The organism is Pseudoalteromonas sp. S3178 (assembly GCF_005886985.1).
Classification (GTDB): Bacteria; Pseudomonadota; Gammaproteobacteria; order Enterobacterales; family Alteromonadaceae; genus Pseudoalteromonas; species Pseudoalteromonas carrageenovora.
On record NZ_PNCW01000038.1, the window covers coordinates 52,003 to 67,761 of the forward strand.

Annotated in this window: 12 protein-coding genes and 1 pseudogene; 7 read left to right on the top strand and 6 right to left on the bottom strand. The window is 40.1% G+C overall.

The features are described 5' to 3' along the window. Window positions 1–21 precede the first annotated feature (21 nt). Window positions 22–903, bottom strand: coding sequence for a hypothetical protein (locus CWC11_RS11940; RefSeq protein ID WP_138682873.1), 882 nt, complete (start codon window positions 901–903; stop codon window positions 22–24). A gap of 135 nt (window positions 904–1,038) precedes the next feature. Beyond that, a complete protein-coding gene (locus CWC11_RS11945) occupies window positions 1,039–3,237 on the bottom strand; it encodes an exonuclease domain-containing protein (RefSeq protein WP_249330736.1) in 2,199 nt (732 codons plus the stop codon). 459 nt (window positions 3,238–3,696) lie between these two features. Between CWC11_RS11945 and CWC11_RS11955 the strand changes: the two are divergent. After that, window positions 3,697–4,125 (top strand): annotated as a pseudogene (locus CWC11_RS11955) (phosphatase domain-containing putative toxin); the annotation flags it as partial. A gap of 58 nt (window positions 4,126–4,183) precedes the next feature. Here CWC11_RS11955 and CWC11_RS11960 read toward each other — a convergent pair. Then, complete coding sequence (locus CWC11_RS11960) at window positions 4,184–4,573, bottom strand: hypothetical protein (protein WP_138682874.1); 390 nt, start codon at window positions 4,571–4,573, stop codon at window positions 4,184–4,186. A gap of 104 nt (window positions 4,574–4,677) precedes the next feature. Beyond that, on the bottom strand, window positions 4,678–5,724 hold the full coding sequence (locus CWC11_RS11965) for a hypothetical protein (protein ID WP_138682875.1): 1,047 nt from the start codon (window positions 5,722–5,724) through the stop codon (window positions 4,678–4,680). Between the two features lie 413 nt (window positions 5,725–6,137). Between CWC11_RS11965 and CWC11_RS11970 the strand changes: the two genes are divergently transcribed. From CWC11_RS11970 to CWC11_RS11985, 4 genes are all read left to right on the top strand, one after another. Beyond that, complete coding sequence (locus CWC11_RS11970) at window positions 6,138–7,562, top strand: sugar porter family MFS transporter (protein WP_138682876.1); 1,425 nt, start codon at window positions 6,138–6,140, stop codon at window positions 7,560–7,562. Between the two features lie 131 nt (window positions 7,563–7,693). Then, complete coding sequence (locus tag CWC11_RS11975) at window positions 7,694–8,107, top strand: YeeE/YedE family protein (protein WP_138682877.1); 414 nt, start codon at window positions 7,694–7,696, stop codon at window positions 8,105–8,107. A 4-nt stretch (window positions 8,108–8,111) separates the two neighbouring features. Beyond that, window positions 8,112–8,513 carry a DUF6691 family protein gene (locus CWC11_RS11980; RefSeq protein ID WP_138682878.1) on the top strand — a complete coding sequence of 134 codons (402 nt, stop codon included), beginning with the start codon at window positions 8,112–8,114 and terminating at the stop codon, window positions 8,511–8,513. Window positions 8,514–8,666: 153 nt separating this feature from the next. Continuing rightward, on the top strand, window positions 8,667–9,743 hold the full coding sequence (locus tag CWC11_RS11985; RefSeq protein ID WP_138682879.1) for a mechanosensitive ion channel family protein: 1,077 nt from the start codon (window positions 8,667–8,669) through the stop codon (window positions 9,741–9,743). A 51-nt stretch (window positions 9,744–9,794) separates the two neighbouring features. On the opposite strand, the gene CWC11_RS11990 is transcribed toward CWC11_RS11985, so the two are convergent. Further along, window positions 9,795–11,930: a TonB-dependent siderophore receptor gene (locus CWC11_RS11990; RefSeq protein ID WP_138682880.1), complete on the bottom strand. Its 2,136-nt coding sequence runs from the start codon at window positions 11,928–11,930 to the stop codon at window positions 9,795–9,797. Between the two features lie 223 nt (window positions 11,931–12,153). On the opposite strand from CWC11_RS11990, the gene zigA reads away from it, so the two are divergent. Both zigA and CWC11_RS12000 read left to right on the top strand, forming a co-directional pair. Beyond that, entirely contained in the window at window positions 12,154–13,353 is a 1,200-nt protein-coding gene (gene zigA / locus CWC11_RS11995) for a zinc metallochaperone GTPase ZigA (protein WP_138682881.1), read from the top strand. Beyond that, on the top strand, window positions 13,353–14,042 hold the full coding sequence (locus CWC11_RS12000) for a DUF1826 domain-containing protein (protein WP_138682882.1): 690 nt from the start codon (window positions 13,353–13,355) through the stop codon (window positions 14,040–14,042). Before zigA ends, CWC11_RS12000 begins: the two co-directional genes overlap by 1 nt. A gap of 81 nt (window positions 14,043–14,123) precedes the next feature. Here CWC11_RS12000 and scpC read toward each other — a convergent pair whose 3' ends face one another. Next, window positions 14,124–15,650 carry a succinyl-CoA:acetate CoA-transferase ScpC gene (scpC, locus tag CWC11_RS12005; RefSeq protein ID WP_138682883.1) on the bottom strand — a complete coding sequence of 509 codons (1,527 nt, stop codon included), beginning with the start codon at window positions 15,648–15,650 and terminating at the stop codon, window positions 14,124–14,126. Window positions 15,651–15,759 lie beyond the last annotated feature (109 nt).

Below are 15,759 nucleotides of genomic sequence, written 5' to 3' on the forward strand. Positions count from 1 at the left end.
CGGCATTTGTGCAAATACGCTCTAAAGCCCTAGGTCTAAATCGTTAGTAATGTTGGTTACTACTTCACTTGCGGTGCTAAGTGCTACATCGTTACTAATTTGATCAGTGACCGCTGCACTCACCTGCCCACTAACACTTTGCTGTACCGTGCTTTGTAAACTGCTAACCGTACTATCTTGCACACTGGCAATTAAAGATTGCTGAACGCTGCTTACTACTTCATTACTGGTATTAATTGCATCACCTACTTGCAGTGCAGAACTCACTGAGTTTGCAGCCGTATTAGTAATAGCTAACAGGTTTGTAAGCTCTCCCGCATTAAGCGCATTTGTTGTATCAGCTTGCGTTACTGAATCGGTAGCGCTACTCACATTTGAAAGTAAAGAGGCATCTGTTGGTGTATCGGTAGTGCCTGTCTGAGCGTCTTGTTCAGAGGTAAGAGAAAGTAATGACGACTGACTCACAGCCGTCGTTAAATTACCTGCCGATGAGGTTAACTGCGTTGTTGTATCAAGCGCTGTATTGACTGTGGTATTACTTGCAGCATTTAAAGACGAAGCCGATGCGTTCAATGAGTTATTTAAAGATGAGCTGGCAGATGCAACTAATGAATTTGCAGGCTCTGCGGCCTCGCTGCTTTCTTGCGCTGGAGTTTGCGTGTTGTTCGCCGTTGAATCTGTATCTTGCGAGTCATCAGCCGTTACTTGTGTATCGTTAGATACGTTTGTGTTATTGCTACCACTGGTTGTTAAACCGTTTTGTGAAAGCGTAATAGATGTAGATGTTTGTTGCTGCGCCGACGTTGACTGAGATATTTCAATATCAGCGGCGTGCACTACACCTGTAAAAGTACACACACCGCTTAACATCATTACGCTTACAATTTTATTTAATTTAGTCATTGTTTTGTCCTCTAGTTTGTCGGATTGACATAAAGAAGACGATTTACAAAAACACTTTATTCCAAAATAAATTAAAAATTTATAATAAAACTACTTATTATTTAAATTTCATGTACTTAAAAACAAGATAATACGCTACTGCGTGAGCGTTTCACTATTTTGTATCAGCAATAACAGCTCAGCAGTGGCAGTTGCATCGGCCAATGCGCGGTGATGGCTGGTTAAATTTAAATTAAAATGCGCACTAAGGTTACCAAGCGAATACGACTTTAAGCCTTTAAACGCTCTGCGCGATTCAACCACGGTGCACATTTTTGGCATTTTAAAAAAGTGCCCTGCAACCTCGCACTCTTTTTTTATAAAGCCGTAATCAAAGTTTACGTTATGGGCTACAAAAATACTGCCTGCGAGTTTATCTAATAGTGGCTGTGCTATCTCGGCAAATACAGGTGCGTTGTAAACCATGCCATCGCTTATGCCGGTTAGCTTAGTAATAAAGCCGGGTATATGGCGCTGCGGGTTAATAAGTGTCGTCCAGGTATCAATTACTTTACCGTGCTGCACTTTAACTATGCCAATTTCGGTAATGCGGTTACCACCTTTTAAGCCGCCGGTGGTTTCTATATCAACCACGCTGTAAACACGGTTAGGGTCTACAAACCATTTAACTGCGGCAATATGTACCGTAAAGCCTACATTTTTTAAATTATCAATAGTGGTAAGTTGGTTGCGCCTAAGCTTATCGCCCGGGGCTTTTACCTCTTCAAAATGTACTTGGCCATTTTTAATGACCATTAAGTCGGGGTAGCCGTCTTTTAACTGTAAATACTGTTTACTCATGGCCGTTAAATGCGCAATTAACGCCTCAAGCGGGCTGTTTAAAATAAGCGCCTCTAGTGGCTCTAATAAATTGCTGCGCCACCTAAATAAACCATTGGGCTGCTCAAAGTATTGCGCTGCATGTTTACATACCAAATTAAGCAACGCCTGATTAGTGCTACAGCTTTTTAAACGTGCATCAATTTGCGTGCTTTGTGCTTCATAAAAATTACCAAGCTGTAAAACTTGCGGGTAAATATCAAATTCATTACACGGCGGGTATGGCGACTCTATAAACAACTCGTGCCAAAATACTAAACCAAATAAGCTTTGCCATAAGGAGTTTTCGGTATTAAAAACCGTTAACCCTTTCGCGGTGTAATGCTCATTTACGCCTTGCTCTACATCGCCTCGGTAAATTTCGTCAATTTCAAGTACACATTGGGTGTCGGCTAGCATAGTGCTTAAGCGCGAACGCGTTTGTTTATTAAACTTACGCATTAAAAAGTCGTCAGCAAAGTACAGTAAATCGTCGGTGAGCGGGTTTTCTATTATTTGCTCTAGCTGCGCTTTTACCCATTCTTTATTACCTAAGCGGTATTGCTCTCTTATTTGAATTTCTTGGGCTTCGGCGTAATCGGTGCACCCTTCAAGTAAGCTAAAGGCAAGTTCGCTATCGGTATTTTTAAGTTGTTTATACAGCCTAACCAGCAGTTTATTTTTAATATCGTGCGCTTGTGCACCGTGCGCCGGTTGCGCTAAAACTAAATGCGCAAGCTCGGTGTAAGGTGTTTTGTCATCCAAGGTTTCAGCTTTTGTATTACCACCCGTTTTGCCAATGTTTTTAAACGCTAAACGGTAACGATTTAAAACATAATTAGATTGCGCCTCAGCAAGTGTATTAAAGCGCGACAAGCTCTCGCTGTGCCCTTCGCGGGTAGCGGTTAATCCTAAATCTCGCATAACAAAGCGGTTTTGATGATTTACATCGCCACTACTTAAGCGCCCTGCAAATAAAAACTCAAAATACTCGTAATAATCTTCACGGTTATTAATGACATACTGGCTGTATAAAGGGGCGAGATCATCTGCGCGCTCACTAAAAAATTGGCACGCAATAGTGACCAATTCTCCTTTGGCTGCGCTTTTTTTAAAGCTTACTTGCTCACTGTAATTACTGAGTAACTCCACCAGCATGGGCTTAGTTAAATGCGCTATAAGAAGCGTGTAATGCTGCGCGTTTGGCTCATATAAAATACCCGCTGTTTTTAGGGTATAAATAGCCTGATGCGGCGAGGTTATTTCTTCATAATTGAGCGATTGCGCCTGCACTAAATAAGGCTTGCGCGAATACACACGTGCCAACATGCATTGGCTTTGCTCATCTAGCTGGTTAATTTTACTAATAAATTGGCTGTGCTTGGGCTCAAGTAAATGCATACATTTACTTGTTACAAACTCAACAAGCTCTCTAAAATGCGCTAAATAGTATTTTGCTGGTAATTCTTTTTTCATAACATCGCCACAACTGTATATAAAAACAGTATCTAGTATTTGTGCTTGTTTTTCAATCTTAAACTTGTAACTAAAACACGCTATAGTGAGCATATAAAAGTAAATTTATTAAAAATAAAGGACTTACCATGAGCGCGCACCCATACGATGTTTTATCACTTAATAACGGCGCAAATATTATTTTTACGCCTTGCTCAGGGCCTGCTGACCTTTCAGGATTAAATTTGTTCAATCTAGGGGGGGATTTAATCGCGGCGCGAGGCTTGTAACCTAGTGGGCTAAGTAAAAGCCGAGCAACAAAGAGTCAATCCCCCCTAGGCAGAACCCTTCGGGCAGCGCATGTTTAGCATTTATACTGCGTTATCGCCTATTTATGGGGAACAACCACACTACATAAGCTCTGCCTTGCCTAAATACCAAACATACTGCTACAAAATTAACCTCGAAAGATAAACAGGCCCCAGTACAAAAACACAAAACTTAGCGGATTCAATCGCTACATTAAAGGCGGCTGGCACTCACATGCTGCTTTCGCTTATGCCGCAAAAGGAGCTTGAAAAAAACAACGTAGAAGCCATCAATAGTGAGTGCAATAAGCACGATATAACCTGGTTTCATTTACCTATAAATGACGATGAAGCACCCAAACAGCCTCTTACATCAAGCTGGAACACACACAAAACCGATATATTACAAGCCATACAACACAAACAAACCATCGCCATACATTGTAAAGGCGGCACTGGTCGCACAGGGTTGGTGGCTGCACTTATTTTAAATTCGGCAGGTTACACAAAAGAAGAGGTATACAGCCTAGTACAAGGCATTCGCCCTAAAGCGCTCAATATAGAACTGCAAAAAGAGTACTTTGAGAGTTTCGAGATATAAGGCAGAGACTGGGGAGGGTTTAGCACTAAAAATAGTGCTAAGAATATTCTTTTAAATGTCATTCTACGGCCTCAATCAATCGTCCAGTCATTGAGATACCAACAAGACTAATTGGTGTGTCAGCAGCGAAAACGTAAAACCAAACTATTTGCATTTGCTGGTCTATTAAACAAACTTGGCTCTTTAGGTGAACAAATGCAAATATCACGTCTTCAACACTGTATTTATCACGAAGAAATGACATAACTTTTTCTGTTGCATTACCAATTGATATTGGTGGTTCGCCATCACCTAAGCCCCAATTAGGACGGTTTAACAGGTCATCTGGTGTAATAAATAGCTTTTTCCCATTCCTCTCAAAAGTAGAGGACTCAAAGCAACTGGGAAAGTAAGCATCAGCACTTACATTGATAGAAACTAAAATAAAAAGTAGATAAAGTGCTCTCATATCCATCCATGCTTATAAGGCTTCATTCAGAGGAAAAAATTAGTTGGCTAAAATATTGAGGAACGAAAACAGCCAATTGTATTTTTGTCCTTTGCAAAGGTTTGTTAGCCTTCAAACTCGTAATTTGCTTGCATAATAAATTGCCACAATGGCAATTTGTCACCTTTGTGACCTTCTGGTATTTCAACTGCAAATACGCTTGGGTCTAAATTAGTATCTAGTGCAATAACACTTTTTTCATATACCGTTTGCTCAGAGTATGAATAACTGATCATTGAACTTAGCTCTCCTACCATAGAAAACCTCTGCTCTTCAGGTGGGAAATCTGGAGAGAAAGTATATTGTGCCCCAACAAATATACCTTTATCAAATATTCCCTCTGGTTCATTTTCATTCCAGTTACCGAAACGCATTAAATAGAAGGCTATAGATTTTTCTAAGTCATCAGTTATTTCTTGTCCTGCACAATATAATTTTACTTCACCAATTATAAAGTTTGCTTCACCTTCATCAGTAACTGTGGCGTCTTTAGATAAATCCGCAATAAATTCAATTCCCAGATCTGGCTCAGTAGCAATTGTCCTATCGCCTAATAACCACATCTCGTTTTTAGCTATAGCGTTTATAAAATCTATTGTGTATTTCTTTTTATGTTCTGATAAAGATGCTTTAGATAATAAAACCCATTTATTGTTGCGAGAGAAATATATTGCAATTAATAATGGGGTCGCATGTAAATCAGCATAGTTTTCTAGCTTTTCTAAATATGATTTGTTTAACGGGTAAGGTGACTTTACATTGGGGAAATGGCAGTTTTTTACTTCAATAAAATACTGTTTCCCATCGTTAAGCACAACCTTATAATCTGGAGCTTGAATATTCTCTTCAGTTGTAAATACCTCACCGCTATCTTCTTGTTTTATTAGGCGACATTTCCCTAAAGCTCCTGCAACATGAGCAAACAGAGATTCTATCCTTTTACCATGCATTAGATTCGGATTTTCTTGCGATGATTTTAGAGATTTACCAATTCTTTCCATAAAATCATTGGAATCTTCTTCCACAGATAACTTATAGCCATGCTCCCTCCCCATCGCTGTAAATAGGTCTATGACTTCAAATTTTTCAGGGTTACGTTTAACTCGTTTCAATAAAGGCTCCGATATCTAGTATGAAGGCTAACAACTTAGTCAATGACATTTGACGCTTTATAAACCTACAAATGTCCCTATTTTATAATCTATTTACCTTAACCATCAAATAAGAACCTGTAAACAATTACCTAACTTCCAATCAGTTTATGTTATTGCAAAAACACACCCAAATAGTAGAGAACAGTAATATTGGTAAACAGGCTCTGACCATACAAAGCATATTGTTTATTGAAATTCAGTCTGTGTTATTTAAAAAGGCGGTTACTTAATTTTAAAGCCTTTAAATTAAAACTTTTAAAAACACTGCTCAATTTACCCCCGCTAAATCGTTATACCTGCACAAATGTATTCAGCCATAGCGCTTTACGATATTATGCTCCTTTATATTTAATTTAACTTCAGGGCACATAATGACAACGCACACACCGCCTTCCCACTCAGCCAACACAGCTGAAAACACCTCTCTTATTTACGTAATTTTTATCTCTGCCGTAGCTGCTATTGGTGGCTTTTTATTTGGTTTTGACTCGGGCGTTATTAACGGCACGGTGTCGGCACTCGGTAATGCTTTTAATTCAAGCAGTGTGGCTACGGGCTTTAATGTAGCCTCGGTATTATTAGGCTGCGCCGTGGGGGCACTTGCAGCGGGGCCGCTGGCTGATAAGTTTGGCCGGCGTGCAATTATGATCATCACCGCGATTATTTTTGCCATTAGCGCCTTTGGTTCGGGCATTAGCGAAAGCTCGGCTGAATTTATTTTTTACCGCTTATTTGGTGGTTTAGGTATTGGTGCAGCATCGGTATTGGCGCCAGCTTATATTGCAGAGGTTGCGCCACCAGCCCTTCGTGGTCGTTTAGCTACACTTCAACAACTCGCTATTGTCTTGGGTTTATTTGCTGCGTTTTTAAGTAACTATTTAATTGCTGATGCAGCTGGTAGCGCGCAAAATATTTTAATGCTTGATATAGCCGCTTGGCGCTGGATGTTTTGGGCTGAGCTGGTGCCTGCAATACTGTTTTTAGTGGGTGTGTTGTTTATTCCTGAGTCGCCTCGTTATTTAGTGGCGCAAGGTAAAGTAGCCGATGCAAAAACGGTATTTAGTAAAATTTCGAACGACAACGTTGATGCGCAAATAAGCGATGTTAAAAGGTCTTTGCATAGCGATAAAAAGCCGAGTATTCGTGATTTATTTATTGATGGCAGTAAAAAAGTACACCCGATTGTATGGGCGGGTGTTGCGCTGAGTGTATTTCAGCAATTTGTGGGTATTAACGTGGTGTTTTATTACGGCTCTGAGCTTTGGCAAGCCGCTGGGTTTGATGAGTCGCAATCGCTATTTATAAATGTATTAGCGGGTACTACTAATATTGTATCGACCTTTATTGCTATTGCCCTTGTTGACAAAATTGGCCGTAAACCACTTTTACTTGTAGGCAGTGTGGGTATGTTTATTAGCTTAAGTGCGCTTACTTATATATTTGGCAGCGCAGGCCTTGATGAAGCAGGCAAGCTCGCACTTAGCGATAATATGGGTACGTTTGCGCTTATAATGGCTAACTTATTTGTAGTGTTTTTTGGTTTAAGCTGGGGCCCTGTTGTGTGGGTGTTATTAGGCGAAATGTTTAATAACCGTATTCGCGGCGCAGCGCTCGCTGTTGCAGCAAGCGCACAGTGGATTGCTAACTTTGCCATTACCATGACCTTCCCTATTATGCTGGCTAATATTGGCCTTGCAGGTGCATATGGCTTTTACGCGTTATCGGCACTTATTAGCATATTTTTTGTGGCTAAATACATTACAGAAACCCGTGGTAAAACACTTGAGTCTATGTAGGTTTTAAAAGCGGTGATATTAATTGCCAGCTAAAAAGGTATCGGGTGCTAACTACTTAGCGCCAAACCAACAAATATCAATTGAAATGGAGCAATCAGGCATAGGTATGTCTGTTGTTTGGAGAATTTAAAATGGTTACAGAGTTTACGCCAATAGCTGCAGCTACAGGTGGTGCTTTAATAGGTATAGCCTGCGCACTATTACTTGTTTTATACGGAAAAATAGCCGGTATTTCTGGCATTGTTAAATCTGTTTTTAATAAGCAAACGTCTGAGTCGCGTTGGAAATTATACTTTATTGTAGGGCTATTATTAGCCGGTATTGCTGTGCGTATATTTGCGCCATCTTTATTAGAAGGTGAGCTGAGCTTATCACCGGTGCTTATTGTTATAGCTGGGTTACTTGTTGGTATGGGTACCTCTTTAGCTAACGGCTGTACAAGCGGCCATGGCGTATGTGGTATGTCGCGCTTTTCTACCCGTTCTTGGGTTTCAACATGTACATTTATGGCCGTGGCTATAATTACAGCAAATCTGGTAGGGTAAAAAAATGACAGCAGTAATTCATGTTATTTTGGGGTTTATATTTGGTTTAGGGCTTATCATTAGTGGTATGACAAACCCTGACAAAGTACTTAACTTTTTAAATTTTCAAAACCAATGGGATGGCAGTTTAATTATTGTAATGGCGGTAGCTATGGGAATAATGATGCTTACGTGGTTTTGGGTTGCTAAAAAAGATAAACCACTACTTGATGAAACGTTTACTTTAAGTGATGTTAAAAATATTAGCCCTCGGCTAATAACTGGCTCGGTATTGTTTGGTTTAGGCTGGGGTTTAAGCGGAATATGCCCAGGTCCGGGGCTTGTACAACTGACCTCACTTAAAATGGAGTTTTGGTTATTCTTTGCAGCCGTACTTGGCGGTATGTGGATAGCTAAAAAAGTATAATCTTAACTATTTACCCTTCATTCAAACTGGCAGGTATAGGCTTGCCAGTTTAAACCCATTTAATTAACCCCTCCTTACTTGCTTAACCTAACTATTAGTTTAGGTACATAACTTGCTGCTTTACCCTTTAAGTTTTTAAAAAAGGGATCTGTAATGTCTGTTAATACGTTTTACAACCTAACAGAGCAGCCTTGGGTTGTTATTGCTATTTGCTTAGTTACGTTAACTATAGCCTTGTTTTGTATCCGCTTTTTTATAATGTACTGGCTCAAAAAGTGGACCTCTCATACAAAGTTTATTTTTGACAGCTTATTTATAGAGTCAATTTCTAAACCGCTCACCCTTTGCACAATAATTGTGCTTCTCACCATTATAGAGCAAGGACTTTTAATAAAAAATGAGTCTATAGCGCACTTTATTTCGTTTTCGACCATTAATATTATTCTGGGCTTAGTGGCTATTATTTTATTTTTTGATCGCTTTTTTGTTGGCACAATTAATTATTACAGCAAAGAGTCGGCGGTGATTTTTAATTCGCAAAGTATTATTAAAGGCGTTATTAGGGTTAGCGTTTTATCGGTTGGGATTTTAGTTTTAATGGGGACTTTAGGTATTTCTATTACGCCTATTATTGCCTCATTGGGTATTACCTCGCTTGCTGTGGCTCTTGCCTTACAACCTACCCTTGAAAACTTTTTTTCGGGTGTGCAGCTTGTTATAGATAAACCCATACGTGTGGGGGACTTTATTGAGCTTGAGTCAAAGGAGCAAGGCTTTGTAGAAAAAATTGGTTGGCGCTCTACGTGGGTTAAAATGCTGCCAAATAATATGATTATTATTCCTAATAGTCAGCTTTCTAAATCGCGTATTATTAATTACTTTTATCCCGAAAAAGAGCTAAGTGTACCTGTTGATGTAAGCGTTCATTACAGCTCAGACTTAGAATTTGTAGAGCAAGTAACGCTTGAAGTTGCTCGCCAAGTACTGATTGATCATGAGTGGGGCGTTGATGATTACAATACCTTTGTGGTGTATCACACCTTTGATAGCTCAAGCATTAATTTTACCGTAATGCTGCGTGCAAAAGAGTATTTTAATCGGTTTTGGGTTAAATCGGCATTTATTAAAGCGCTTCATAAACGCTATAACCAAGAAGGTATTGTGATCCCCTTCCCTATTACGGCCATTAACACTGCACAAGAAGCTGCTAATTTTAATAGTGATAAATAGGTATAAGGTAATACTTAAAAAAGCGCGAGATTAATCTCGCGCTAATAAGTATTAAAATTTATAGGTTACTTGGCCTACTATTTCACGCGGACTGCCAGGAAAGTGACCGTTGCGCTCACTAAAGCCACTTACTGCGTATTCTTTATCGAATAGATTATTGATATTTACACTTAATAACACATCGTCAAAGCGGGTAGTCCAACTCATGTCGAATACGGTAAAGGGTTTAACTTTTTGGCCGTCTTGGCTTATTTGCTCACTTACGTAATTTGCACCAAATGCAATAGACGAATCTATGTTATCGAGCGCAAAACGCGACCATAAACCAGCTTGATGACGTGGGGCATTAGCAAAACGAGTACCGTCACCGTAAGTGTCTCCAATTGAGTCCCCGGTGACTCCTTCTATTACAATTGTGTCGTTGTATGCGTAATTAGCGGTAACAGTCCAATTCTCTGTTAAATCACCCACCAGCGTTGTTTCAAATCCACGGCTTTCTACTTCACCTATATTAATAAGTGCAGCAATTCCGTCACCCGCGCCCGTGTCATTAGGGTTACTTAGTACAACGTTTTCTTTATTAATTTGATAAACAGCAAAGGTGCTCATAATTTTGCCATTCAGCCATTGGTTTTTCATGCCAATTTCGGTTTGTTTTCCGGTTTCTGGCGTTAAATTCCCCTCGCCCTCTATATCTTCTTGATCCTCTGAGGAGGTAGGGTTAAAGCTTTCTGAGTAATTTATGTATACCGAGGTGTTATCAGCGGGTTGGTATGTAAGAGCCACGCGCGGGGTTATATCGCTATCTGAATAACTAAATCCCGTTTCTTTATTTAGCTCTTTAAAATGATCGTAACGCAGGCCAGCAATAACAGTCCATTGCTCGTTAATGCTTAAAACATCTTGCAGGTAAATGCCAAAACGGTCGCTTTGTATTCCATCGCGGTTTAGGTCGGTTAAGTTATAAGTGCTTGGGTCTGTCTCGCCGTAATTTAAGTCAAATATGTTTAAATTAGTAACACCATCGGCTTCATAACGCGCTCGCAAATAATCGTATTCGGTATCAACGGTGTGGTAGTCGCCACCAAATAATACCTGGTGCGTTAATTGGCCTTGCTCAAAACTATAAATGAAGTCGGTGGTTAAGCTTGTTTCTTCGTTAGCGCGATATTGCTTACGGTATTCGCGTTTAATGGTTTCGTCATCAATGTTTGCTTCACCATCACCGTTTACATCTACCCAGCTTTGCGACTCATGGTAGGCTTGGTCGCGTTCGTTATCCATGTAACGTAGTGTGCTACTTACAGAAAAATCATCATTAAAGTAATGCTTTAGCTCGGCTTGCAGCACTAACGCTTCCATGTCTTGGTAGTCAACCGCTTCATTTGCGTTGTAACTTGGGTCAACTAAAAAGTTACCGTTGTCATCGACCGGTACACCACGTAAACGGTTACCGCCTAAGTCTTGTTTGATGTAGTCAACACTTGTGGTTAGTGTGGTTGAATCTGTTAAATCAAATAATAAACCACCGGTAAACTCGGTATTTTTTGAATCTGCATTATTACGAAAGCTGTCTTGCTCCTCGTAATAGCCACCTACACGATACGCCATGGTGTCGGTTAAACCGCCGGTCATATCAAGTGATGCACCATGCGTGTTGTAATTGCCAAGCGTTAGCTTTAGCTCTTTGCTTTGCGTGTACGAAGGCTTTTTAGTCACGTAGTTGATCATGCCGCCTGGCTCACCGCCACCATATAACGCAGAGGCTGGGCCTTTTAATACTTCTACACGCGCTACATTAAATAACTGCGGTACACCAAAGCCCGAGTACGGATCGCCGCGTACGCCATCGTAAAATACATTGGCATCGTCTCTAAAACCACGAAAAGTAACGCCTGAATAACTGTACTCACTTACCCCTGCTATTGAGCGGTATAAATCGGTAATGTCGCGCGCGGCTTGGTCAATAATAAGTTGCTCGGTTAATACCTGCGCAGATTGCGGTAATTTAATAAGATCTAAATCCGTTTTAGTACCAATTTTACTTTCGGTTTCTAGGTAAAACTGCTGAGCGCGGCCAGTTACTTCTATTTTTTCAATCTCGTTATTTTGCTCGGCAAATGCCACATTAGAAAAAGCAGAAAAAGACGCAGCAATACTGAGCGCCAAATATTTTTGGTTAAACATGTTGATCCAGAGAAGAGGTTTATAAAACGCCGCGAATGATAACGACTATCATTAACATGTGCAATGTAAATAATTTCATATTCATCCTTATTTTTCGAATGCAGAGTTTTTGAGTAACACACTAAATTTGCAGCTCAGCATTAAAAAAATTAATTAGCATTACTGGAATACGAAATTGATATAATATAACATACCTTAAATTGTAATTTAGTAAGATTATTAAATGATAAATAAACTGCCCGTCACAGTGTTATCAGGTTTTTTGGGGGCTGGTAAAACCACAGTACTTAGCCATATTCTTAATAACAGGCAAGGTAAAAAAGTGGCTGTTATAGTTAACGATATGAGCGATATAAATATCGATGCAGCCACTATTAAAAACGATGTATCGCTAAATCACAGTAACGAAAAGCTCGTTGAAATGAGCAACGGTTGTATTTGCTGTACCCTGCGAGAAGACTTACTTGTTGAAGTGGGCAAACTTGCCAAAGAGGGTCGTTTTGATTACCTCGTTATTGAATCAACCGGTATTTCTGAGCCATTACCTGTAGCCGAAACCTTCACATTTGCCGATGAAAATGGCGTATCTCTGGGTGATATTGCCACCCTTGATACTATGGTAACGGTGGTTGATGCCGTTAACTTTTTAAACGACTACGAACAAGCAAATGATATACAAGATACTGGCGAATCGTTAGGAGAAGACGACGAGCGAAGCGTAGCCGACCTACTTGTTGATCAAGTTGAATTTGCCGATGTAATCTTAATTAGTAAAACTGATTTAATTACAAACGATGAATTAAATAGACTCACTGCCATTTTAAATACGCTTAATACCCAAGCTAACATTATTCCTATTTCAAACGGCCATATTAATATTAACGAAGTGCTAAACACGGATTTATTTAATTTTGAACGTGCCCAACAAGCGCCGGGTTGGCTTAAAGAAATGCGTGGTGAACATATTCCCGAAACCGAAGAGTATGGTATTAGCAGCTTTAATTACACTGCGCGCCGCCCATTTGACCCAGAAAAGTTTTATCACTTTTTGCACAATACCGAGCAATTTGGCAAGCTCATTCGTTCTAAAGGGTATTTTTGGTTAGCAACACGCCCTTTATTTTGCACGCAGTGGAGCCAAGCTGGCGGCATAGCTCATTACGGATTTGCAGGTATGTTTTATAAAGCAATTCCTAAAAAAGACTGGCCCACAGAGCCCGAACTGCTTGCTGACATAAATAATAAATGGGTAGAACCCTTTGGTGACATGCGCCAAGAGCTTGTGTTTATTGGTCAATCTTTGAATCAACAAGCGATGACTAAAGCGCTTGATGATTGCCTACTCCCAGAAGATGCCGTACTTAAAGGTAAAGACTTTTGGAGAACCTATAACGACCCGTTTCCTATTTGGGAGGAAGAGTAATGAATGCCCTAGCCCCAATGACTGCGCAAATAAAGCCTGCGGAGCCGCTGTACCGAAAAGCAGCTAAAGAGTGTGACGCCAATGTATTGCCACAAATTTATAACCAAGACACTAACATTGTTATTTGGCAAAGTGACCTTGAGAAAACATTAACAAATGCAGTTAATGCATTCATTAGCGCAAATGCTTTAAAGCCACTAGAACTTGCGGTATCGCCCGAGGATGCGTTTGATCAATTAATAAAGGCGCTTAAGCCAGAAGATAATAACCGCGATGAAATTAAAGCTCTTTGTGAAGACATTGCCTTACTTGTTGAAATGTTTTGCTGCCTGTTTGATTTAAAACGCGCCGGTTTAAGGCTAAGAATATTAGATAAACCCATGTGCCCGCGTTTTCATGTAGACAAAATTCCGTGCCGGCTAGTGACTACCTATCAAGGTGTTGCTACGCAGTGGTTAAATCACAGCGATGTAAACCGCTCAAAGCTAGGTATTGGTAATTTAGGTAAACCCGAAGAAGAGTCTGGCTTATTTAAAAGCCTAAATAATATTAATCAGCTAAAGCAAGGTGATGTTGCCCTGCTTAAAGGCGAGTACTGGGATGAAATCGAAGGTGCAGGGCTAGTGCATCGCTCGCCACCGGTGGCTGCAAACGAGCAACGGTTATTGCTCACCCTTGATTTCATTTAATTCGCTAGGTATTGCATTACATAAAAAACGCTCCATAAAGGAGCGTTAATCAAAAGTATCATTTACTAACCGAGAGCAGACTTAAGCTGATAACTGCATTGGGGTATCTGTTGCAGATGCTTTTTTCATACTGCCTTCTTGCTCTAGGCGAATATGCCAGCTAAACGCTTCTTCGAGTAAATGCGGGGTATGCCCGCCACGCTCACAAGCGCGATTGTAATAGTCTAACATTGCTTCGCGATACTCTGGGTGCACACAATGCTTAATAACTTGTACAGCACGCTCACGTGGTGCTAAACCACGTAAATCAGCTAAGCCTTGCTCAGTTACTAAAATATCAACATCGTGCTCGTTATGATCAACATGGCTCGCCATAGGCACAACGCTTGAAATAGCACCATTTTTAGCAATCGACTTAGTCACAAATATTGCTAAATGAGCATTACGAGCAAAATCACCTGAGCCGCCAATACCATTCATCATTCGTGTACCACACACATGTGTTGAATTTACGTTGCCATACATATCAAACTCAAGTGCAGTATTAATGGCAATAATTCCTAAACGGCGCACTATTTCAGGGTGGTTAGAAATTTCTTGAGGGCGTAAGACTAGCTTGTCTTTGTATTTTTCTAAGTTATTAAATACTTGTGCATTACAACGCTCAGACAACACAATTGAGCTGCCTGATGCAAAACTCATCTTACCTGCATCAATTAAGTCAAACGTCGAATCTTGCAGTACCTCTGAATACATTGTTAAGTCTTTAAAGTCAGAGTCGAGTAGCCCCATCATCACCGCATTAGCAATGTTACCAATGCCTGCTTGTAATGGACCTAAATTAGCTGGTAATTTATTTTGAGCCACTTCTTCTTTAAAGAAGTTAACTAAATGGCGCGCAATTGATGCTGTGTCTTCATCTGGGTCGGTAACGGTCGAAAACGAATCGCTTTGGTTAGTAAAAACAATACCAACAATTTTTGCAGGATCGATAGGAATAGCAGTGCTACCAATACGGTCGTCTACTTTAACTAACGGCATTGGTTGGCGAGTAGGACGATACGATGGAATGTATATATCGTGCAAACCTTCAAGATTAGGGTTATGCAGCATATTAATTTCAACAATGACTTCTTTTGCAAAAATAGCAAAACTCGCTGAATTACCAACCGATGTAGTTGGCACAATATGCCCTTCTTCGGTAATGGCAACGGCTTCAATAACAGCTACATCAGGCATAGTTAATTGATGATTACGTAAATGCTCAACCGTTTCAGATAAATGCTGATCAATAAACATTACTTCACCGTTGTTAATCGCTTTACGTAAAGTGCTATCTACCTGAAAAGGCATACGACGCGCTAAAATGCCCGCTTCGGTTAGAAGCTTATCGAGATCATTTCCTAATGAAGCGCCCGTCATTAAATTTATTTTGATTGGATTTTTTTTGACTTGCTCAATTAATGCCCTGGGTACTGCTTTAGCTTCTCCGGCACGAGTAAAACCACTCATCCCTACAGTCATTCCATCCTTAATAAACAGACTTGCCTGCTCAGCAGACACAACTTTATTGTGCAGATTACTATTGCGAATACGTTCCAAGTTCATTTTGAGCCCCTTTCTAAATTTAGCATTATTCTAATCCTAACTTCGTACTACACAATCTAGACTTAAGTCGCATTTACGCCATTAGGATGACAATACAATAAAAAAACAA

Excerpts from the sequence above, each read along its gene's own strand:
- CWC11_RS11940 (WP_138682873.1), bottom strand. The coding sequence starts at position 903 with ATGACTAAATTAAATAAAATTGTAAGCGTAATGATGTTAAGCGGTGTG.
- CWC11_RS11945 (WP_249330736.1), bottom strand. The coding sequence starts at position 3,237 with ATGAAAAAAGAATTACCAGCAAAATACTATTTAGCGCATTTTAGAGAG.
- CWC11_RS11960 (WP_138682874.1), bottom strand. The coding sequence starts at position 4,573 with ATGAGAGCACTTTATCTACTTTTTATTTTAGTTTCTATCAATGTAAGT.
- CWC11_RS11970 (WP_138682876.1), top strand. The coding sequence starts at position 6,138 with ATGACAACGCACACACCGCCTTCCCACTCAGCCAACACAGCTGAAAAC.
- CWC11_RS11975 (WP_138682877.1), top strand. The coding sequence starts at position 7,694 with ATGGTTACAGAGTTTACGCCAATAGCTGCAGCTACAGGTGGTGCTTTA.
- CWC11_RS11980 (WP_138682878.1), top strand. The coding sequence starts at position 8,112 with ATGACAGCAGTAATTCATGTTATTTTGGGGTTTATATTTGGTTTAGGG.
- CWC11_RS11985 (WP_138682879.1), top strand. The coding sequence starts at position 8,667 with ATGTCTGTTAATACGTTTTACAACCTAACAGAGCAGCCTTGGGTTGTT.
- CWC11_RS11990 (WP_138682880.1), bottom strand. The coding sequence starts at position 11,930 with ATGTTTAACCAAAAATATTTGGCGCTCAGTATTGCTGCGTCTTTTTCT.
- zigA (WP_138682881.1), top strand. The coding sequence starts at position 12,154 with ATGATAAATAAACTGCCCGTCACAGTGTTATCAGGTTTTTTGGGGGCT.
- CWC11_RS12000 (WP_138682882.1), top strand. The coding sequence starts at position 13,353 with ATGAATGCCCTAGCCCCAATGACTGCGCAAATAAAGCCTGCGGAGCCG.
- scpC (WP_138682883.1), bottom strand. The coding sequence starts at position 15,650 with ATGAACTTGGAACGTATTCGCAATAGTAATCTGCACAATAAAGTTGTG.